Source organism: Pantoea sp. paga (genome assembly GCF_007558755.1).
In the GTDB taxonomy this organism is placed as follows: Bacteria; Pseudomonadota; Gammaproteobacteria; order Enterobacterales; family Enterobacteriaceae; genus Pantoea; species Pantoea agglomerans.
Genome location: NZ_VLTF01000013.1, coordinates 1 through 19,359, shown reverse-complemented (window position 1 = coordinate 19,359; position 19,359 = coordinate 1). Strand labels below are relative to the sequence as shown.

At 50.7% G+C, this 19,359-nt stretch carries 19 protein-coding genes and 4 pseudogenes; 11 read left to right on the top strand and 12 right to left on the bottom strand.

What is annotated here, in order from left to right; genetic code table 11:
- Nucleotides 1-39: 39 nt before the first annotated feature.
- On the bottom strand, nt 40-633 hold the full coding sequence (locus tag FOV68_RS22505) for a recombinase family protein (protein ID WP_143991602.1): 594 nt from the start codon (nt 631-633) through the stop codon (nt 40-42).
- A 229-nt stretch (nt 634-862) separates the two neighbouring features.
- On the opposite strand from FOV68_RS22505, the gene FOV68_RS22500 reads away from it, so the two are divergent.
- Nucleotides 863-1,315 carry a hypothetical protein gene (locus FOV68_RS22500; RefSeq protein ID WP_143991601.1) on the top strand — a complete coding sequence of 151 codons (453 nt, stop codon included), beginning with the start codon at nt 863-865 and terminating at the stop codon, nt 1,313-1,315.
- Nucleotides 1,316-2,392, top strand: coding sequence for a protein kinase (locus FOV68_RS22495; protein ID WP_143991600.1), 1,077 nt, complete (start codon nt 1,316-1,318; stop codon nt 2,390-2,392). It abuts the gene before it with no gap.
- 103 nt (nt 2,393-2,495) lie between these two features.
- Here FOV68_RS22495 and FOV68_RS22490 read toward each other — a convergent pair whose 3' ends face one another.
- Nucleotides 2,496-3,035: a hypothetical protein gene (locus FOV68_RS22490; RefSeq protein ID WP_143991599.1), complete on the bottom strand. Its 540-nt coding sequence runs from the start codon at nt 3,033-3,035 to the stop codon at nt 2,496-2,498.
- Between the two features lie 441 nt (nt 3,036-3,476).
- Nucleotides 3,477-4,061: a DUF2726 domain-containing protein gene (locus tag FOV68_RS22485; protein WP_143991598.1), complete on the bottom strand. Its 585-nt coding sequence runs from the start codon at nt 4,059-4,061 to the stop codon at nt 3,477-3,479.
- A 268-nt stretch (nt 4,062-4,329) separates the two neighbouring features.
- On the opposite strand from FOV68_RS22485, the gene FOV68_RS22480 reads away from it, so the two are divergent.
- Both FOV68_RS22480 and FOV68_RS22475 read left to right on the top strand, forming a co-directional pair.
- Nucleotides 4,330-5,013, top strand: a complete 684-nt coding sequence (locus FOV68_RS22480; protein WP_009093278.1) for a ParA family protein — start codon at nt 4,330-4,332, stop codon at nt 5,011-5,013.
- 56 nt (nt 5,014-5,069) lie between these two features.
- The gene (locus FOV68_RS22475) at nt 5,070-5,411 is read left to right on the top strand and encodes a molecular chaperone (RefSeq protein WP_143991597.1); all 342 of its coding nucleotides are present in this window, start codon (nt 5,070-5,072) and stop codon (nt 5,409-5,411) included.
- A gap of 606 nt (nt 5,412-6,017) precedes the next feature.
- Here the strand turns inward: FOV68_RS22475 and umuC are convergent.
- Nucleotides 6,018-7,085 (bottom strand): annotated as a pseudogene (umuC, locus tag FOV68_RS22465) (translesion error-prone DNA polymerase V subunit UmuC); the annotation flags it as partial.
- A 36-nt stretch (nt 7,086-7,121) separates the two neighbouring features.
- Nucleotides 7,122-7,208, bottom strand: coding sequence for a DUF4113 domain-containing protein (locus FOV68_RS24630; protein ID WP_370513303.1), 87 nt, complete (start codon nt 7,206-7,208; stop codon nt 7,122-7,124).
- 831 nt (nt 7,209-8,039) lie between these two features.
- On the opposite strand from FOV68_RS24630, the gene FOV68_RS22450 reads away from it, so the two are divergent.
- A complete protein-coding gene (locus FOV68_RS22450; RefSeq protein ID WP_143991594.1) occupies nt 8,040-8,495 on the top strand; it encodes a hypothetical protein in 456 nt (151 codons plus the stop codon).
- A gap of 81 nt (nt 8,496-8,576) precedes the next feature.
- Here FOV68_RS22450 and FOV68_RS22445 read toward each other — a convergent pair whose 3' ends face one another.
- The 6 genes and pseudogenes from FOV68_RS22445 to umuD form a co-directional block, all read right to left on the bottom strand.
- Nucleotides 8,577-10,349 (bottom strand): bifunctional diguanylate cyclase/phosphodiesterase, encoded by a 1,773-nt coding sequence (locus FOV68_RS22445; protein ID WP_143991593.1) that lies wholly within the window; start codon nt 10,347-10,349, stop codon nt 8,577-8,579.
- Nucleotides 10,350-10,408: 59 nt separating this feature from the next.
- Nucleotides 10,409-10,693: a hypothetical protein gene (locus FOV68_RS22440; RefSeq protein WP_143991592.1), complete on the bottom strand. Its 285-nt coding sequence runs from the start codon at nt 10,691-10,693 to the stop codon at nt 10,409-10,411.
- A 34-nt stretch (nt 10,694-10,727) separates the two neighbouring features.
- Complete coding sequence (locus FOV68_RS24625; RefSeq protein WP_370513300.1) at nt 10,728-11,096, bottom strand: hypothetical protein; 369 nt, start codon at nt 11,094-11,096, stop codon at nt 10,728-10,730.
- A gap of 212 nt (nt 11,097-11,308) precedes the next feature.
- A pseudogene (locus FOV68_RS24620) lies at nt 11,309-12,119 on the bottom strand (tyrosine-type recombinase/integrase); the annotation flags it as partial.
- Nucleotides 12,120-12,192: 73 nt separating this feature from the next.
- Nucleotides 12,193-12,417: pseudogene (locus tag FOV68_RS22420) on the bottom strand (DNA polymerase V subunit UmuC); the annotation flags it as partial.
- Between the two features lies 1 nt (nt 12,418).
- Nucleotides 12,419-12,859 (bottom strand): translesion error-prone DNA polymerase V autoproteolytic subunit, encoded by a 441-nt coding sequence (gene umuD, locus FOV68_RS22415; RefSeq protein WP_071199882.1) that lies wholly within the window; start codon nt 12,857-12,859, stop codon nt 12,419-12,421.
- A gap of 1,048 nt (nt 12,860-13,907) precedes the next feature.
- Here umuD and FOV68_RS22405 point away from each other — a divergent pair.
- The 5 genes and pseudogenes from FOV68_RS22405 to FOV68_RS22390 all read left to right on the top strand — a co-directional run bounded on the left by FOV68_RS22405 (nt 13,908) and on the right by FOV68_RS22390 (nt 17,595).
- Nucleotides 13,908-14,456 carry a single-stranded DNA-binding protein gene (locus FOV68_RS22405; RefSeq protein WP_143991589.1) on the top strand — a complete coding sequence of 183 codons (549 nt, stop codon included), beginning with the start codon at nt 13,908-13,910 and terminating at the stop codon, nt 14,454-14,456.
- A 212-nt stretch (nt 14,457-14,668) separates the two neighbouring features.
- Nucleotides 14,669-14,824 (top strand): annotated as a pseudogene (locus FOV68_RS24085) (phospholipase D family protein); the annotation flags it as partial.
- A gap of 134 nt (nt 14,825-14,958) precedes the next feature.
- Entirely contained in the window at nt 14,959-15,213 is a 255-nt protein-coding gene (repA, locus tag FOV68_RS22400; protein ID WP_143991588.1) for a replication regulatory protein RepA, read from the top strand.
- Nucleotides 15,214-15,501: 288 nt separating this feature from the next.
- A complete protein-coding gene (gene repA, locus FOV68_RS22395; RefSeq protein WP_143991587.1) occupies nt 15,502-16,434 on the top strand; it encodes a plasmid replication initiator RepA in 933 nt (310 codons plus the stop codon).
- A 939-nt stretch (nt 16,435-17,373) separates the two neighbouring features.
- Nucleotides 17,374-17,595, top strand: a complete 222-nt coding sequence (locus FOV68_RS22390) for a hypothetical protein (RefSeq protein ID WP_031590789.1) — start codon at nt 17,374-17,376, stop codon at nt 17,593-17,595.
- 56 nt (nt 17,596-17,651) lie between these two features.
- Here FOV68_RS22390 and FOV68_RS22385 read toward each other — a convergent pair whose 3' ends face one another.
- A complete protein-coding gene (locus FOV68_RS22385; RefSeq protein ID WP_052118498.1) occupies nt 17,652-18,023 on the bottom strand; it encodes a hypothetical protein in 372 nt (123 codons plus the stop codon).
- A gap of 376 nt (nt 18,024-18,399) precedes the next feature.
- On the opposite strand from FOV68_RS22385, the gene FOV68_RS22380 reads away from it, so the two are divergent.
- The gene (locus FOV68_RS22380) at nt 18,400-19,008 is read left to right on the top strand and encodes a DUF2913 family protein (protein ID WP_143991586.1); all 609 of its coding nucleotides are present in this window, start codon (nt 18,400-18,402) and stop codon (nt 19,006-19,008) included.
- Nucleotides 19,009-19,359: the final 351 nt, after the last annotated feature.

Genomic DNA, 19,359 nt, shown 5'->3' with positions numbered 1-19,359 from the left:
AGAGTCTGTGTGCCTGCCATTTCTGTATTGAATCCTGTTTTATGTCCCTTCTTCGCCTGAGCGCCCTGCTTTAACCCTGAGTATGGTCTGACGGGTCGTCTCAAACTCACGAGCAATTGCACTGATGCTGGTTCCTTCATCAATTCGTAAGAGCACAGCCTGCTTTTGTTCCTCATTAAGCGCAGGAGGACGGCCAAAACGTTTGCCGGAGGCTTTTGCCCTGGCAATACCGGCATGAGTGCGCTCAATCAGCAGATCACGTTCAAACTCTGCGACAGCTGAGATCACCTGCATCGTCATTTTGCCAGCCGGGCTGGTCAGGTCCACACCGCCAAGTGCGAGGCAATGTACGCGTATTTCCGATGCTGCAAGTAGCTCGACTGTTTGCCTTATATCCATTGCGTTACGGCCGAGACGATCGAGCTTTGTGACAATCAGGACGTCACCATTTTCCATCCTGTCGAGAAGTCGCATAAACCCGGGACGTTCTGCAGCTGCAACCGAACCGCTGATGTATTCCTCAATCAGCCGCCGTGGCTGAATAGCAAAACCGGCATCCTCGATTTCGCGGCGCTGGTTTTCTGTATTCTGTTCCAGGGTTGAAACCCTGCAGTAGGCAAAAACTCGTGACATGGCGTTACTACATGTACTAAAAGGGTCGGTTTCGGACACATGCTGCGACGACTGTACGAAAGTAAGTGTTTTTGGTTTAGTACATACGTTATAATTAGTACACCGTATTAGTACCTATAATAAAGGTGCTTATAGTTACATGAGTTACATTTAAGGGGCGCTCTAGTTTTCTCAAAAGGAATATGTAAAATAAAAATTTGTATGCACTACAAAATGACTAGGAATAAATTTGACTTTGTACAGAGCCGTTTCAAACTTCGATGGTCTTGAGCACCAACGAAATCATTATCTTGAAGAGCCGCGCAATCCTAAAAATATCGAACCCGACTTACATAAAATGCTTGATGACTGGTTCTTCGCCGAGTTTAGAGTGAGAGCCAGATCGCAGACTGTTTTTTGTACTCAGTCCAGAAAAGAGGCAGCGAACCATTTAATAACGGGTGGGAAAATTATAAACATAAATTTACCTCCCGACGTACCATACAAATTAATCTTTAGCTATATGGTCAATGACTTATATAATGAAACAAGACACTTAAAAGAACCATTTTGTAAAGATGAGGTAGATGAGCTTCTCAAGAGCATGAAATATGAAATTACTGATGATATAAAAACTATTTCTTCGGAATTTATAGGTGAAATTATGCTGTATATAAAAGATTTTTATGCTTATGAGGTTTAAATGAATTCTACTTACTATTTTTTAAAGAAGTTAGATTTACTAAGCATTAATGGTCATGCTTTTGTTAAAGGACTTAACAATGGGAGTGCTCTGAGTGCAATATACTCAAACGGAGAGGAAAAAATAGTTATCAAATTTTTGATAAACCCAAGAAATAAGGTTGAACTTGAAAGGTTTAAGCTTGAGTATTCTGTTTTAAAATGCAACTATATTAATTCGTTCTGGACGCATAACGGATATGTACATAAAAGTGAGCTTTGGGATTATGAAAATGATGATGACAACATAACAGATCCATTACCTAAGATTAAAGTACCAATATTCCATTCGCATGATAATCATATAAACTATTTTGGGTATAAATATGAAGAGGGTGTTTTGCTTTCTGATTATGACACCACACATTTATCATTGGATGAGAAGCTTTTATTAATTACAAGAATAGCATCTGCTTTGAATTACTTCAATATGTGCGGATATATCCATCGAGATTTACACCCGGGAAATATTCTTCTCATGGATAATCCTAGAATGTTCGACGACCTCGTTCAGCCGAGAGTTATGATTTTGGATTTAGGGAATTGCCAGAGGAACACTGAACATCACTATGAGAAATTGCCTTATAGATTAGATAGAGATTTAGATGAAGAAGCTGTTTTTAATGATAATAACAAAAGACTCCTTTCATCATTCACATCTATGCCTCCCGATTTTTTAACACACGGTGAGAATACTAGAAATTATGATGCGTGGGCAATAGGGATATATAGCTATGAGCTTATCTTTGGAGTAAAACCATTCCTCATAAATAGTATAAAGGACGTTTACAACATTAAGGAGCTTCCATTTATTAAAACAGATGTTATGAACAACCTCCTCACGCTTAAGCCCGGGATAAGACTTGTTTTCCAAAGCCTTCTCAATTCAGATGGTAACAAAAGGCCCGGGACAGATGCAATTGTGAGACTGTTTAATTGTATTCTTGATGACGATGATTTTTGTGATAATAAGAATGGGTATGCGCAAAGGATTATTAGAGACGATGGTTTTGATCTTGAGGCAAGGCATGACTACTAATGCGTTACTAGAAACCTACTAGTTTAACTAACTACTTTGCATGAAAATTAAGTAGTTAGTTTTTATTTGGCAATCTAATACTGAATGTTAATGGGCCTGAAAATTAATCCCCAATCTCAATCCTGATGCGTTTTCCTCCGGATTTTTTTAGCTCATTATTGATTTGTGAAAGCCTTGCTATGACTCGGTCAGCCTCCCGTTCTGACTTACCTTTGATTTTTAATATTTTTAATATTCTAGGAAGTATTCCAGATTCGTTATGGTCCTCTGAATTAATAATCGTATTTCTAATGTCATTAGGAGAGAAAGTTATTGCAGTCATTAATAGATCATTACCTGTGTATGGGGCCCTTATGCGCCAACGCCAAATGTTTACAGGAGAATAAGAGTTTGTTTGTTCTTGATACAATTCATTAAAAGCGCATTTTGTAATATCATTTGCTCCGCTGGCTATCGCCTTAGATTTCCACTCGAAATCTATAAAGCATCCATGACGTTGAGCGAGTAAAGATAAGTTTTTAGGTTTGGCTGGGTCATATAGATTGAGGCATCTATCCCCCATCATCATTTCAGTTTTGTACAACCCTTTTTCAAAAATAGCAATGGCACTATAAGCATCTGTACAATGAAAAGCAGCAGTCATTTTTCTTCCTTAAAAATCGATGGTAATTTGGCGTTTCCAGAGTGCTCAGAATTATGGGCTTAAAAAAACCATAACCGGCCGAGCTTTAGCCTAGCACAAGTGTATAAAGCTAAAAAAAACCTAAAGATTGCCGATAAAGCTTATCCTACTTTTTGAATTTTTTGTGAAATATATCTAACTGAGTGATTCACATACGTTTTTTAAATCACAGCTTACAGACATTTTAGATGAAAATCTTAACTTATATATGGACTGGCTATTAGAAGAAATGAGCCGTTGTGAATCAGAAGCTGATAACTATTCACTTGAGGTTGTGGAAAATAAAATTTACCAGCGGATTAAGCAGCGTATGCTGCATCAGGAACTGAGACGGCACCGCAGGGAGCTGCGGCGCGTACTTGAGGAAAAGAAGAGACGACTTTACTGGTGGTGTGACTGACGTTAGGCGGCTCTTTCATGTAAATGGTCGCTTATGGCTTGAATATCAGCATCTGTGTAGCTTGAAGATAATTCTATAAAGGCTATACACGCACTGCGGCATGCCTCGCGTTTGACCGCGTCACGTACTATGGCGTCGTCCTTAAAGTGGCCACTGCCATGATACTCAACGACGGCTATCGGCTGCCCTGACCAGTCTATGATCACGAAGTCTGCCCGCTTGCTGTTAATTGCCAGGTAAGCCTGCTGGTCATTTGAGCCAAGAATCTCACCGAGTGATACCTGGGAGAATACGCGATACCCACGATGTGATGCTGAAAGCAACTTTTCAAGCCTGCAGAATACGCCGTACTCACTTTTATTCATCAGCGGGCGTTTATAAAATTCATTGCTCCTGACCGTAACCAGCTGTCGTTCTGCTACAGACTGCTCCCTGACAACCTCCGGTGCACGGTCATAACTTTCATGCTTCGGTGGCTGATAATCTGTTTTGCGTCTGTATACATCCCCCTTCCTTTTACGTTTTCCACCCGAAATCAGGTAAGCGACCACCGCGATAGCGATCAAAAACCAGAAAAACATATCCATATAACTTCTCCAAAAACTGAAAGGAGCGCTGGTATCTTGCTGAGATAGCCCCCGCCTGTAAAACTCGATTGTACCCCTCCTCTGCCCCGGTTCGAAGAGTAATGCTAATGAATATGCTTGTTATTTTTGTGTATATCTAGCACACCTTTTAAATACTTAAAATGTACATTTTTGATATTCGTAAGGTATTCTTTATTGCGCTTCAGTGAATGTACTGATAAGGTGCTAAAAAGATACTGAAAATGTACATTTTAGGGATGGGTAAGGTATGAATAACGCATCAAATCCATACGCGGGAAAAGTTGTAGCGGTAGCAATCAAAAAGGGCGGCACGGGCAAATCGCTTATCAGTCTGAACATAGCGCCCGAGCTTAAGCCTGATACTTTTTATGACACTGACCCTACTCCGGCCGTGACAACGTTCAATGGCTTCCGCGATGAGAATATTCGGTGGAATGTAGTCCGCCTCACCGACGACATGGAGAATGTTGTGGACCGCTTTATCGCCGATGTTCTGGAAGCTAAAGAGAAGGGGCAAACCGTACTGGTTGACTGTGGTGGTTTTGACTCCTCGATCACGCGTGCTGCAGTAGCGCTTGCTGATCTCATTATTTCTCCGCTGAAGGATGACCCGTCCGATATTCTGGGTCTTCACGAATTCAGTAAGGTACTGGATGAAATCTCAGCTGAGCTGGGCGAGAAAAAAATCGCTCATGTCGTAATGAATAAGGTCCCGCCAAATCGACGCAATTACAGCGACATCGATAACTACATTGCCCAGTTCGACAATCTGGTTCGGATGGAGACGGCTATTCCAATGGATAAAGCTGCTCCGCAGCAGTTTGGTCAGGGCATGGGGGTTGTTGAGCATATGACAACACGCTACAGCAATGTTGGTAACGCTATGCGCTCGCTCTTTTTAGATATGCGCAATGCAATTGAAAAGGTATGATTAAGATATTCAATGAGTATTGAAAATGTACTATTTAAATATGAATGGTGTATCTGATGGCTAATCCTAAATCAGCAATGTTCGAACGAATTTCACAGCTCTCAAAAAACGCACCTTTGCATGAAGCAGGGAGTTCTGCACCAGCTGAACAACAGCCTGTCGCGGCCGAGGCCGTCAGGCCTGCAGAACCAGAGAAGCAGGTTGAAAACGAATCCTCTGGTCCACGCCGGAAAGCAAAAGCTGTGCGTAGGGCTAAAAACGTTCAGATCCCGGAGGACTTGTGGGACGCGTACGACTCACTCAAAGAACGTAACGTCACATCCCTGCTGATGACGCCTTATATACTTGAGGCTTTTCGCGAGAAGCTTGCACGCGATGGCGCTTTCGATAGTAAATAAGGCTTAATAAGGAAGCCACTTACTGAGAGGCTTCCTGTTTAATTGAATGTTTTTTACATACTTAAAATGTACATTTAGAATACTCTTTGTGTGCTTTAAATGTATTGTGTTGGTGCTTGCACTTAAGCTCGTGGCTGGCATCAGTCTGAACGCTTACAGAGACGCTCAGGGCCCTGCGAACGCCGGATAAAGAGGATGTATTAATCAGCTGTTAATCGAGATGTACAGGTTATCCTGGAGCGGCGCCTCGGAAATTTTGATTACCCAGCGCGCGGATATGTTCATATGTCATGTCCGCAGAAAACGGCCCGCGTTCGATAAGTGCCAGCAGCGTCTTAACTATGGTGACAAATTGCCGTGTAGCCGCTATTTCGTCGGGAAAAAACTAGGACCTTTTATTCGCCTACTTGATGAGTTTCACCAGGCAAACTCACACCTGTGAAACGGATGCGTGGTAAAACTCCCGGCCTGCAGTTGAGTTCGGCCAAGAGGACGGGCACAGGCGCTGAGTGTGCCAAACTAAGCACTATTAGTTTTATTAGTCAGACATAATAAATGTCTATTATGTATTTAATATGTACATTTTTAAATACCTAATGTGTGCTTTTAACATACCTTTGCAACTGGTAGCTCTTTCCAGTTCGTCGTCCATGCTTTACTCAGCATTTCCCGTTTCATCTTCCAGTTAGGGTCGAAACCTTTACCCGCAAAACCTATGCTAAAACGCCCGGAGCGGTTCATCGAATCCATCAGGCTCATTAGTGCTTCACTGCCGGCACGCGGCGTCTCGTCATCAAACAGGTTGAGCTGCGCCACGCCGTTCGGTCGCAGCTCGCTCAGCATGATGCCGGCTTTTGCATAGCGATAGCCCGGGCGCCAGATGGTATCCAGCGATTTCACTGCTGCCTCGATGATGTTCCGCGTGTCCTGTGTGCCCACGCGAAGCTTAACGAATGCCGTGTTGCCGTATCCAGGCTGCCAGGTGTCGAAAGGGGAGGTGCGGATAAACACAGAGATGTGGTGGCAGAACTGCCTGTCTTCGCGAAGCTTTTCCGCCACGCGTTCTGCATACGCGCAGACGGATTGTCGCATTGCGTCATATTCCGTGATGCGTTCGCCGAAGCTGCGGCTTACGACTATCTGCTGTTTAGGCGGGGGCGCATCCTCCATCGGGATGCAGGATTCGCCGTTAAGCTCGCGTACCGTGCGCTCCAGTACCACACCGAAATTCTTGCGGATGAAGGAAGGTGAGGCGCGTGCCAGATCGAGCGCCGTTGTCACGCCGAGCAGCTGCAGGCGTTTTTCAAGCCTGGAACCCACGCCCCAGAGTTCACCCACGGGCTGACGAGATAGCAGCTTTTCGGTCCGCCCCGGATTGCCTGGCGTGAGCGCTAACACCCCGCCAAACTGGGGCCATTCCTTACCGGCCCACTGTGCTGACTTCGCCAAGGTCTTCGTTGGTCAAAGCCCGACGCCGACCGTCAGGCCTGTGCAGGTCCTGACGTGCGCCCGGATCATGCGGCCAAAGTCCTCATATGGCATAGCCATTTCCATACCCGTGCAGTCACAGAACCCTTCGTCAACCGAATACACCTCCAGCCGAGGCACCATCTCCTCGATGCAGGACATTACCCGCGTGCTCATCGAGTGATTTATGTGGAATACAAATTCAAACCCTGGAGACATCCATTGCGCTTACCCTGTCGGTTATTATACGCGAGCAACAGGAATGTCTGACCAGCATGTGATCCATGCAGTGCTGAGCATTTGCTGCTTCATTTTCCATTTGGTATCAATTATTTTTCTGTTTTTTTTGGATTTGTAGTCGTTCTCAAGATAAAAAGAGTTATTGCTAATAAATCGAACTTTTTCCTTTTATGAGTACCAGGACATCACATTCCTCCTTTTGCAGCGGCATCATGTGGCAAAAAAATTCAAAATTACCAACCACACCTCTGTAACAAAGCTATCTTCAATCAGGGTTCTCTGACATTCTGGTCTGGTATACGGGGGCCCCGCCTGAAGACGCTTAGCCTTTGTGATAAAGAACGGCACTGAAATGGTACGTCCATCTCACTCCTGTTCCTCATATGTGACATACTGCGGCTCTGGCTGAGCGCTTTAACCGGCCTGACTGAATAATGTTTCAGACTTATTGCCGGGCTTGTAAGTCCACAGGTTACTTACGGGCCACCCATTCAGTACGGAGCCACATGTTCAATCTACGTTCCTATACCCTGCTGCTTAACGAGGCGTTTGATACCGGCCACGACAATGATGACCTGTACTGTCTGCTTGAAGCCTTTCTTGACGCTGAGAACGAGCCGGTCAGACCGGTAAATACGGACTCATCAGAACTGCACCGGATACTGAATAACAACCGCGTCATGCATGCATTTACTCGCGTTACGGGGGGCAGCGTCCGGCTCAGCACGTGCTTTCGTCAGCAGGTAACCCGGCTTGGCCGCGTTGATTTCGTTTTGCTTGGAGCGTCAGGGGGACCGGTGCTTGGCATACGGTTTGATGGCGTGGTTGCCTGCGCCGTCAGTCCTCAGGGAGAACGTTCCCCGCCCCCGCCCGGGCCACTGTTAAGGCACTGATGATGCAGGCTCGTGAGGTGTGCGGCTTATGAAACTTCATGTTAACGCGCGCCGGGCATTATCCCGGGTAATCAGATACTCCCCCGCACTCAGCGGGATGATACTGTTTACCCTGTTGTACCAGGTCAGGGCAGACGTGCAGGACCCGCAGCCTGCAGGGATCGCGCTTGTTTCTTCAGACGCACGGGCCTTGTTGAGAATAAACTGCATGGACGGGAATTCGCTGTTCATTTCTCTTGCCGTACCGGCCGGGAGCATCAGTCCTGACATCCTGACCGTATCAGGTGCTGCCGGTACGCGCTGGATAACCGGCGGGCCGGCGGGGCAGGCGGTTAATATTGCTTATGCCGCCGCGCCGCGTGCGCTGCTGAGACGCATGCTGGCAGATCACACGGGGAAACTGACGTTCAGCCGCGAAGGAACTGATTTTGATGCCCGTGCACTGGCAGCCTGGTATGATAGCGTGCCGGCGGCGTGCAGGTGACCAGTACGGCTGAAATATCCAGACATGCTTAAGTTACCCACAAAAATGGTGGATAACTTCTGTACAAAACACCTGAACCCTTCAGTCACGGGGGAATGTCCGCGTCAGCAGACGCGTGATGTCTGCAACCGCAAGCGGCCGTGAAAAATAATACCCCTGAGCCTGGTCACACCCGGCCACTGTCAGCGCCTCTGCCGTTGCCCGGTCCTCAACACCTTCCGCCACCACCGTATAACTGAGTTCCTTCAGCATACGGATAATATTCGTGGCGATAATGCGGCTGCGGCCGTCCGTGACGATATCCCTGACCAGCACGCGGTCAAGTTTGATAACGTCCAGTGGCATCCGGTGCAGGTAGCTGACGTTACTGTAGCCCGCGCCAAAGTCATCAAGTGCGATCCGGAATCCACGCGCGCGCAGTGCCGAAAGTGCTTCAACCGCGCCTTCTTTTTCCACAATTTTTTCTGTCTCAAGACATTCAATTTCCAGCATTTCAGGAGCCAGATCCGCCTGCATCAGACGCTCATAAAGCGTTTCGGCAAAGTCACGTCGCGATAAATCGCTTTCACTGAGGTTAACGGATACCGGTACGGCACGGCCGGCGTCCTGCCAGCGTACGAGCTGTGCCGTGACGCTCCGGATGACCCAGTCTGCCAGTTCAGCGTGAAGCCGGGTACGTGCGGCGGCTGGCAGGAACGCGTCTGGCGCGAGGTTGCCTCTTGTCGGGTGCCGCCAGCGGATCAGGGCCTCAAGGCCGGTCAGACTGCGCGTCGCAAGGGATATTTTGGGCTGATAAACCAGATAAAGGCCCGTACCACCGTGCAGTGCTGACGCAAGGTCATGCATCAGCCTGAACTCGTTGTTACGGCGTTCGTCAGTGCATGGGTCAAAACGCTCAGCCCGGTTGCCGGAGGAAATGGCTTCGTGCAGCGCGCTGACGGCCCGGCGCAGGCCTTCCTGCCCGGAGACTTCGGCAGGACTGAAACTTACCTGTCCGACATTTATCGTCAGGTCAACAGCAATACCCTCTTCAATAAGCGCCGTGACGTTCTGCAGTCGGGTGCACAAGGAGGACAGGGTTAACGGGCTCTGTTCCCCTGTCAGAATGGCATAACGTCCCGGAGCAATTGCGTACAGCCGTTCCTCCGGCTGCAGCGCGAGCCGCAGGCGAAGCAGGTCCCCTGTTTCCTTCAGCAGAGCTTCCACCGGCGGCATACCCAGCGAACGTGCCAGGTCATAAGCTTTGGGCACGTCAATACACTCTATGACGGTCAGCCGCAGGCTGTCCGCTGTCGTGGCCCTGTGCTGCAACTCCCGCATCAGCCCCTGGTGGTTAGGCAGCCCCGTTGTCGGGTCGGTGAAGGCTGCAGAGTGCCAGGTTTCCAGAAACGCCATCACCAGCCCGGCCATCTGCTCAAGAATGTCTCGCTGAGCGGGTGAGAAAGCGTGTGGACGCGTATCCGTGACGCAGAATGTGCCCAGCAGCACCCCTCCGGCGTTACGCAGCGGGGCACCGGCATAAAAACGGGCGTAAGGCTCGCCCTGCACAAGCGGATGTCCTGAAGAACGCGCATCGGTCAGCATGTCAGGAATAACCACGGTTTCTCCGCGTTCCATGACAAAGCGACAGAACGCATCTTTTCTGGGTACCCGGCGCACGGGGATATTCCGGGATGCTGTAATGTACTGATAACGTTCATCCAGCACTGAAATGAAACTTCCCGACATGCCCAGGGCTTGGGCGGCCAGCATGACGAACTTACCGAGGACTTCATCACGATTTTCGTCCGGCGTGCGCAGCGCCGCAATGGCATCAAGCCGTCGCGCTTCGTCGCCGCTCAGGTTCACAAGCATTTTTTCCTCCTGGCAATACGGGAGTCAGGGTCCGGTTGGCCGGGTACAGTCAGGCCCGCTTACTTTCGGGCATAGTTGTTCAGCAGGTTTTCAAAAATACGGATGCCAATGCCTGTGGCCACAATATTCATACGCAGGTCAGGATCGTTAATACGCAGCCAGGCGTCAAACTCGTCGTCTTTCAGGCTGCGGGCTCCCTCCTGCTGCAGGGCGAACAACAGGCCGTAATTATTCACGAATACGTCCGGGTCATGGTACTCCGCACTCATCACCTGCGTCAGCATCGGCATGATGCTCTCAAAGCGTGCTGCCAGCGTACGGTGCATCGCTACATACTTTTCCATACTTACCTCTTCATCACCCACATGGGTATATGAGTCATTTCCCTGAAGCTGACTTCATTACAATGAAAATCATAATAAGCTTATAAAAAATCAGGACGGTATACCCGTTCCTGTATACCATGCTGGTGACAGGAAGATAACCCGCAGCGCTCAGACACCCGACCGGTAAAATTATTTCCCTGCCTTTCCTTGTAAGCACGCCATTCCTGAGCGCTTCTTCCGGAGCCTTCTCACGCCGTTCAGGGGGGGCATTCTGCCCGGACTGACCAGAATCACGGACGCCACTGATGAACAAAAATACGATAACCCTGCGCACGCTGCTTGTTATCCTGTCGCTGGGGGGGATCCTCATGACGTCCGTCCTTCTCCTGGGCAGCCTGTGGTTCTTCCAGAAAGCCAACATCGAAGACCGCCTGCTGGACAGTAACATCGCATATGCCCGCAAGCTTTCTGACACCACCGATCGCTACCTTTTCACCGCGCAGCGCGAGCTGGCTTTCAGCGCCGGCCTTATCAAAGACTTCAGCAACGTGCAGCAGCTACGTCAGGAGGCAGATCGCCTGCGCCTGCAGTCCGGTTTTTTCAATTCGGTACTGGTGGTAAAGCCGGATGCGGTAGTGGCGGCAGCCGCAGGTGCCGGAAGGTATGGGTTGAGATGTCAGGCATCCCGGACTCAAGCGTCCATTTCCGCACCGTTTTGCTCCAGGTCCAGAATGAAAGCGGCGCGCCCTGATTACGATCGGACTCAGAACGGAACAGGGCACCTCTTACGATTCCGGTCCGCTTCATCTGCATAAGGTGGGCGGCCAGCACGGGCACTACTGCCGGGCTGTAACAGACAATGCGTTCACGCCGGCTCTTGGTGGTTTCTGCCCGGATGCGGATGAGCCGGTGTGCAAAATCGAAGTCAGTCAATACTGAGCGAGGTAATTTCAGACCGCCGCAGCGCGCCGTAATAGGTTAATGCCAGCATCAGGCGGTCACGCAGTGGGGAAGCGGCGGCATGATATAGAAAACACTGCCACTGCGCATCGTCAGGAATGCGTGGCAGCTTTACAACGCGGGGAACCAGTCCCCGGCCGGAACTCAGCATGCCGGGCGTGCCGGATCGGGGCAGCGGATTGACCGTGCAAAGATCCAGGTGCATGAGAAAGTCATACCAGAGGCGGATCGCCGACAGGCGAAGCTGGAGCGTGGCGCTGGCCGCGGGAAAGGGCATGCCGGGTAACTGAGGACTGATATAGGCAGCCAGGTCTTCAAACCGGGCTTTTTCAGGTTCAATATTGTGCTGGCTGCAGAACGCAAAATAATGGCGGAGGGCATTGCGGTAGGCGGTGAGTGTGGCCTGCGCCCGCCCCAGATCGGATAAAATTTTCAGCCAGCGCTCTGCCAGCAATAGAACGTGTTCATTCGGTGGAATCAGCATTGCATTCTCCTCTGACAACAGCTTTGCTGTTCAAATTTTACGCCGTCAATGTTGCATTCCACTTAACTTACTAAAGCGCATAGTTGCTTGAAAATATGTGTATTTTCTCAGGAAACTGCTGATTCTTTATCTTGAACCACGGATCGCCCATTTTCACGTATTTTTTGGCTTCCTTGCTGCGCGCGATAATGCAGCCGTCGTTGTTCGACAGGATGGCCACCGGCGCATTTTTCAGGTCGGGCCGGAATACCTTCTCCGCGCTGGCGTAAAAGCTGTTCACGTCAATCAGGCCAAACATGTCAGTTCCTTTTGCGAGGGGTATGCACGAAGTGCACCACTACGCCGAAGATCTCAAGCGTGTCCGGGTCCGGAATAATAACGGGATAGGCGGGATTCATGGGCTGCAGAACGGGTCCCTTCGGTGTAAGCAAAAGGCGCTTTACCGTAAATTCGCCGTAAAGCTCGGCGATAACCACGTCGTTGTGCTCCGGCGTCAGGGAGCGATCGACAATAAGCAGGTCGCCGTCATACAGGCCAATGTCCTGCATGCTGTTGCCCTGCGCGCGCAGGAAAAAGGTGCTTGCCCTGTGGGCTATAAGATATTCGTTGAGATCGAGCTCCTGCTCCGCATAGTCCTGACAGGGTGAGGGAAACCCGCAGGGCACACGTTCCAGGAAAAGAGGCCTGAAGCTGGGCGGCGGATTGTCCGCCGGGTGCATCAACTCAAAGGCGTTAAACATAGCAAAAGTCCCTGTCAAAATGCTGTATGTATTTACAGTGGTATTGGCTGGCTTACCGCAAGGTGCAAGATGGCAGATGCAGCACTGTCGTACTGGCTATTCGGGACCATTGATTTATATAGAGTTACAGCGAAGCGATAGTGCAATATTTAGCCTGTTCCCTTCAGGCTTCTGCTGACGCGGCCTGCCGAAGTTTATCAACAGCTTTATGCGCCGGATGTGCAGAAAAGATGTGGATAAGGGCCACCTTTGGCTTCCCCTGGCGGGGTCGTCAGCCCTACTCAGCTACCCGGCAAAGCCGGAAAGCTTCGCCGGACCGCAGGCGTCCCGGGCCTGACGGCTAGGGTCTGATGTCTGCAAAAACAGCGCATTGCGTGCTGGCGCTCATCTGAAAACCTGTCAGCAGTCTTTTTATCATGGACCTGATGTGTATGATTAGCGCTCACTTAAGGGACTACATAAACAGGGAGCTTGTTATGAAAACCATTATTTCCTCACACCAGCCCGGTACTGCCTGCCGCTTGCGGCGCACGGGCCTGCACTGACGCATTCAGATAGCGGCATTCTGCCGCAGACAAACACCCTAAAACAGAATCAGACAGCGGGACCTTAAAGGACCTGCAGCCAGCCCGTGGCTGGCGCGAACCGCGACGGCCAGAAATCGCCGCCGCTCTGAGGCGCAACGCCGTTTCGCTGCCGCTCAGCCGCCGTTGCTGCTGCACCGTGCTGTGCTTTTCCGCCGGGCTTCACCGGTTTAAGTCCTTTCGCCGGGGCTGAGACAAGCACAGGCGCCGTGGTCGTCCAGGGTGAAGTGAACGCCGGGAAAATTTTTTTCCGGCCACTGCGTTAGACCGGAAATAAATGTCCCCGTCGCCCCGGACGCCTGCCGTCACCCGCGCTGGTTTACGCCCTCGCGGCGAAGGATCTCAAACGGGTGAAGTGAATACCGGAGGAAAAAACCAGCCGATTTCCACAAAACGTCAACACCGCGGCTCCAGAAACTCAACGGGTGACGTGGTTAAAACTCAACTGCATGAGGAGAACGAATATGGCTTCACGAGGCGTCAACAAGGTCATCCTAGTCGGCAATCTGGGGCAGGACCCCGAGGTGCGCTACATGCCAAACGGTGGTGCGGTCGCAAACATCACGCTGGCCACGTCAGAAACGTGGCGGGACAAGCAGACGGGCGAAAACAAAGAGAACACGGAGTGGCACCGGGTTGTGCTGTTCGGAAAACTTGCCGAGGTAGCGGGTGAGTACCTGCGGAAAGGTTCGCAGGTCTACATCGAGGGCCAGCTGCGCACGCGCAAGTGGCAGGACCAGGGCGGTCAGGATCGCTATACCACAGAAGTGGTGGTCAACGTCGGCGGCACCATGCAGATGCTGGGCGGACGTGGGGGCAACAGTGGCGACCAGACCGGTCAGCAGTTCAGCGGCCAGCAGAGCAGTCAGCCTCAGCAGACGCCTGCAGCGTCAGGTAACAGTGGCAATGGCGGCAAGGGCGGTCGCAGCGCGGCTCAGCCGCAGCCGGAACCCCACGCGCAGCAGCAGGGTAATTATCCGCCGACAGATTTTGACGACGACATCCCATTCTGAATGACGCGGCTTTGCTCATGCAAGGCTGTCACAGAGGTGAAAACAGAAGGTAACAAAGCAGGGAGGCGGCCGGAACGGCCGGAATGGTTGCCCTGGCGGAGCTGTAACTCCGCGCAGGGCATGACAATCAAATTATGAGGAATCCGATATGTCAGCGAATCAGTCTAAAGAAAAAATCTGTAACAGCAAGTCTTCCACATATTACGGTCGCCGTCGTGGTGGCCAGCGTCAACTACACCCGCGCGGCCGCCCGGTACAACAGCGAAAACGCGCTGGTCATCGAAGGTATGCCGGAACTTGCCGATCGTTATCTTCAGCACTGGCAATCCCGCTGGGACGCCGGAACAGACTACCGACTGCCGTACTGACAGCCGCAGCTTATCGTCCGTAACGCCGGAGCAGTCAGTTCGCCAGCTGCTGCTCAGGTATCACAAAGAAAGGGCATTACTGATTTGGCTTATGGTATTCTGCGGAAAGTCTTATTTTGCAGCAGGGTACGAGCATGAGCCCCCGTGATTCAGTAACATCAGCTCCCGAAAAAAAACGCACCCGCAACAGAGATCAGCCAATTCCTGATAAAGAACGCGTACGCGCTTATCAGGCTCGCAAGCGTGAGACACATAAAGAAATCAAAGTGTTCATTAGTGCTGAGCATAAGCAGGCTCTAATCAGGTTATGCGATGAAACAGGTAAAACTCAGGCAGAAATGCTTGAGTATCTGATTGAAACAGAAACAAAGCGGAAAGGTTTTTCGTAAGGGGATTACGTTATTGCCCAGCGCAGTGCGTGGTGATAGATTACGGACAGTTAAGAATTTATGGCTGGCCACGCCGTAAGGTGGCAGGGAGCTGAGGCGGTAAGACCAAATCAGAAAAGAAAAAACCCCGCTAATCTCTTCAGTTTGGCGACCGGATGAAGATTAGCGGGGTTCCACTACAAAACTGCACGGGAATAACCATCCCATGCGGGGAGTATAGTTTCATGTCCGGAAAAAGACAACGCGATCTATGCTTACTCCGCCTGCGTATTACAGGTGGTGGCAGGCATGTATAAGCAGATACCCTTCACTACATCATCACGACCTGACAAACGCCACCGTGGCGATCATTCCACTGCCTGCAAATGCTCTAATCCGGAGTGGTTTGCACCGAAAAATTACAGACGTCTTCCCGGTCAGATGGGGCACGCCATGAGCCGGCTTGTAGCCAAAGACAAGCGCACAGGCAAAATGACGCTGCGCCAGCGCATGTCCCGGCATCCCTATTTTGTCCACCTTCGTGATGCTGCAGGCCGGAAACGTGATTTCCGGCCGGAAAAGCAGGCGCTGTATGACGCAATGTGGCCGCTCTGCGTGCAGCGCGCAGATTTGGCCACGTCAGTGGTCACCTTTAACGGCAGCAAACTGGCTGATGAGCTGAGCCCGAAAGATGAAAATGGCGACGTCATTCCGGAAACTCGCGTTGAACCCAGCCGGATATCCCGCCTGTTTGAAGAATGGGAGCGCTACGGCCTGATAGAGCGTCCAGATCTGGAAATGGACCCGGTGACGGGTTACTGCATGCCGCGACATATCGTGCTGACCGATCAGTTCTGGCAGCTGTGCGGCATCGATATGAATAAGTTTCTCGCGGAGCGCAATGAGCGTCTCGCTGCTGAGGCTGATGGCATCATTGATCCAGGCACGCACGCCTCAGTACGCGCCGCCCGCCGCCGCTGGTATGAAAATATGCGCATGGCCACGCTGATAAGCCGTCGCGAAAAAGCGTCAAAGCAGAAGCGCCGCAAGCGCCTGAGTAAACTGCCGCTCGATGACAGGCGTAACGCGATGGCCAAGCTGCTGCGCACGCGTCCGGCTCACGTCTGGCGCAATCTTCCGACTGAAGACTTTGACCGCCTGGTCTGGAAGTGTCTGCGACAGCTGGAGCTGGGGCTCGACTATGAGCCCGTACTCCCTGAAATACCCGATATAGTCCACTGACACGACCTACCTTTTTAACCGCCTTGACTGGCGGTAAAGTCGTTTGTGCCGGGCACTGAACGCCCTTTTCTGCGCCGGCATTTCCTCGGAAATTCACGAATCGTGGCCGCAAAACAGCGTGCCGCTTTTTTTAACCACAGTTACACGCAATTAATATCAGCAGGTTACAGGCAATCAGAATCAGCGCTACTCGCAAAATAGTCCTGACTTACGTTCAGAAAGAAATAATCAAAATAACTAATAAGGTTTTCAAACCGGCATTTTGCGTGGATAAGTTTAATGCCTTCGCTTGCAGCGGCCGCAAGCGACCGCGCCGCTCAGAATCAAAAGACTGAGGTAGCTCTCGCCGACAGACGGCGGGCAAAACATATTAGTTACAACACCCAATAGTAACACTATTAACACCGTTCCGAGCAGAACCGTATAACCCGTGCCCCTCTCCGGCCAGACCTGAGCCGGACCTGAAACCCGGTTGCCCCCACTGAACAGCCGCCGCCGCCCGGCCCTTTGGGCCGGAACTGCAGTGGCTGATTAATGGGTGTTGTAACTATAAAACTGGAGTAGCTGTGAGAGGTACCGCGGATTCTTCCTTTCGTCTCCGACCGTCTGGCTGATAAGCTGCTGACAGGCCGCTGCGTAAACGGCGTCTGGCAGGAAGGGGTTGGGCTTTCGCCACTATCAGCCCTGTAACCGGCTCTGCCGGGCTTACGGCGCCCGATGGCATCTGAGCCGTCCTCTACAGTTTCTGGCGCCTCCATGCCTCTGACGCGGCATTTAAAGGACAGGCTCTGCACAGCTCGCCAGCCTTAAATGTCTGGGGCAACCTGGAATGGCCAACAGATCTGCTTTGCGCAAGATACAGTGAACTACCCGTTTATGATGACTTGCGCCTTCATGCTCTTCGCGCATAATCCCTTAATCCGAATGGAAGAGTTGCTGATGCAGAACGCTGAAGATGACGAAATCGAATCGACTTACTGGAGAGCATGCAGACTCACCGGCATGATCTGTCTGAGCAGAGCTGCGGATGGCCTGGAAGTCAGCCGAGAGATGATTAAACGCGAGCTCGTGCTATTGCTTAAGGACCAAGTTAATAGAACAGAGGAAGCTGAACCGGCGCTCATCTTTGCTATCGAGCAGCTGATGGAACCGCCAGCTTAATATGGCAAGAAGCACTACAGTGGGCATAGAGCTGGAAGACGCTGGGAGCGTCAAAATCAGACGTTGTGATCTGCCAGCAGTTTGTTTATCTCTTTTCCCTTTCCTGCTCGAAAATCGAATGCGTACGTACAGCCCTTAGCAGACAGAACGCGATACAGCTCGTAGATCAGATCCCGGTTAGGTCCTTCACCAATTTCAGCTTTTTCCAGCGCCAGCGGTGAGGCGCTGATGAATACCACATGGTGAGGGCAATCGAGCTGCAGTACAGCATCGATCATGCCCTGGATCTGGCTGCGCTTATAAGTAGTGTCTTCATAATTAAAGATAACTGGCGTTTTCAGACTGTCCTGTTCTATCAGGACACGTGCGAAACCTTTTCGGGTATGCGGGTTACCGCTGCCTATTACATAGATGTGAGCTGTATTCACTTAACATTAACTCTGTTTGTATCGCGTAACTGCCATGTTTGTTTATGGGAAACATTCAGGCGGACATGTTTGTAAACTGGTTAAGTGTATAGTTATCTGTCTTACGCTGCGCTGCCCGTTATCCTGTTTACAAACATGGAGTCTCTTGCAGTAAGCTCGTTTCCTCTGTTTTCCAGCTTGTAAACATGAATCTGACCACCTGTCCTCCGACAGCCGCCTATTTAGTTTCTGGCGCCTCTATGCCGCATGAGTGGCATTTATAGCACGGCTACGTCTGCAAGAATTAATGCGACTGAAGATTTACCCATACACGATTTATTGGTTAGAGAATCACGGTTAGAATAGCGAATATGATTCATAAGAAGGATAGACTGCAGTGACGCTGACACAAAAATCCGGTCATCTGGCCTGGTGTGCTCTGGCAGCCCTTGCACTTGCACGTCAGGACGGTACCGTTAGTTCTGCTGCTCAGGAAAATCTCTTTCTAACACGCTGGCTGGCAACCGCCCTGAAGCAACGCCGCTTTTCGCGTGAGGTGGCACCCGATATTGAGTGGCTGCTGAAGCAGGGGCGCCAGTATGGCGTTGCCGCAAAGCTTGCCGGCAAGCTTGACTATCTCTGGCGCTCCTGTACCGGCAAATTATCCCAGCAGAATGATCTGTTCCGGCTGACATATGCCCTGGAGATGGCGAAAGATATGTGCTGGGCTTATCGGCTGCTTAGTGACCGGGAGTGGTCGGGAAGGCACTCCGCTGCTCTGAACGCTGGCGTAAACGGAGTTTATCTGTCACGGACCAGCCTGGATGCTGCGTTTGACAACGACGGCCAGCAGGTCACACCGGTGATGGCGCGACTGACCGGGCGCGTGCAGGGGCTGGAAACGCTTCTTAACCGCTGTGGATGGCAGATGTCCGTTGATGGGCCTTCCGGGCTTTATGAGCTGACTGCAGAAAAAGGTGAAGAAACAGTTACAAAGGAAAAATGAGCGCAGCAAATATTCTCTTAAGTTGACAGTAAAAACAACGTTCACTAACTACAGTGGATGTCTGTCGCAAGCAAAAGCTAAATACGAAACTTGAAGCGATTCTGCCTGTGCTCAGAGTGCATCGCGGCCTTTCACTGCGTGTGCAGGGCTGCTCCGTGTGCACGGGGGCTGCTGATAAAGGACATTATGGCGGCCTCATTCGCGATTAAACACTTTAGAAGCCCAGGATATTACTGAAGGTACAAAATGGACTGGAATATAACCGAATGACGGGGCAGTGGGATGGGGATGAGCCTAAAGGCTTAGCAGCACGGCCGGAAAGACTACCGAATTCATCAGTGGCTGATTTGT

What these genes read in the sequence shown, in the direction of transcription:
- FOV68_RS22505 (WP_143991602.1), bottom strand. Translation starts at nt 633, where the DNA reads ATGTCACGAGTTTTTGCCTACTGCAGGGTTTCAACCCTGGAACAGAAT.
- FOV68_RS22495 (WP_143991600.1), top strand. Translation starts at nt 1,316, where the DNA reads ATGAATTCTACTTACTATTTTTTAAAGAAGTTAGATTTACTAAGCATT.
- FOV68_RS22490 (WP_143991599.1), bottom strand. Translation starts at nt 3,035, where the DNA reads ATGACTGCTGCTTTTCATTGTACAGATGCTTATAGTGCCATTGCTATT.
- FOV68_RS22485 (WP_143991598.1), bottom strand. Translation starts at nt 4,061, where the DNA reads ATGGATATGTTTTTCTGGTTTTTGATCGCTATCGCGGTGGTCGCTTAC.
- FOV68_RS22480 (WP_009093278.1), top strand. Translation starts at nt 4,330, where the DNA reads ATGAATAACGCATCAAATCCATACGCGGGAAAAGTTGTAGCGGTAGCA.
- FOV68_RS22475 (WP_143991597.1), top strand. Translation starts at nt 5,070, where the DNA reads ATGGCTAATCCTAAATCAGCAATGTTCGAACGAATTTCACAGCTCTCA.
- FOV68_RS22450 (WP_143991594.1), top strand. Translation starts at nt 8,040, where the DNA reads ATGAAACTTCATGTTAACGCGCGCCGGGCATTATCCCGGGTAATCAGA.
- FOV68_RS22445 (WP_143991593.1), bottom strand. Translation starts at nt 10,349, where the DNA reads ATGCTTGTGAACCTGAGCGGCGACGAAGCGCGACGGCTTGATGCCATT.
- FOV68_RS22440 (WP_143991592.1), bottom strand. Translation starts at nt 10,693, where the DNA reads ATGGAAAAGTATGTAGCGATGCACCGTACGCTGGCAGCACGCTTTGAG.
- FOV68_RS24625 (WP_370513300.1), bottom strand. Translation starts at nt 11,096, where the DNA reads ATGTTGGCTTTCTGGAAGAACCACAGGCTGCCCAGGAGAAGGACGGAC.
- umuD (WP_071199882.1), bottom strand. Translation starts at nt 12,859, where the DNA reads ATGTTTAACGCCTTTGAGTTGATGCACCCGGCGGACAATCCGCCGCCC.
- FOV68_RS22405 (WP_143991589.1), top strand. Translation starts at nt 13,908, where the DNA reads ATGGCTTCACGAGGCGTCAACAAGGTCATCCTAGTCGGCAATCTGGGG.
- repA (WP_143991588.1), top strand. Translation starts at nt 14,959, where the DNA reads ATGAGCCCCCGTGATTCAGTAACATCAGCTCCCGAAAAAAAACGCACC.
- repA (WP_143991587.1), top strand. Translation starts at nt 15,502, where the DNA reads ATGTATAAGCAGATACCCTTCACTACATCATCACGACCTGACAAACGC.
- FOV68_RS22390 (WP_031590789.1), top strand. Translation starts at nt 17,374, where the DNA reads ATGCAGAACGCTGAAGATGACGAAATCGAATCGACTTACTGGAGAGCA.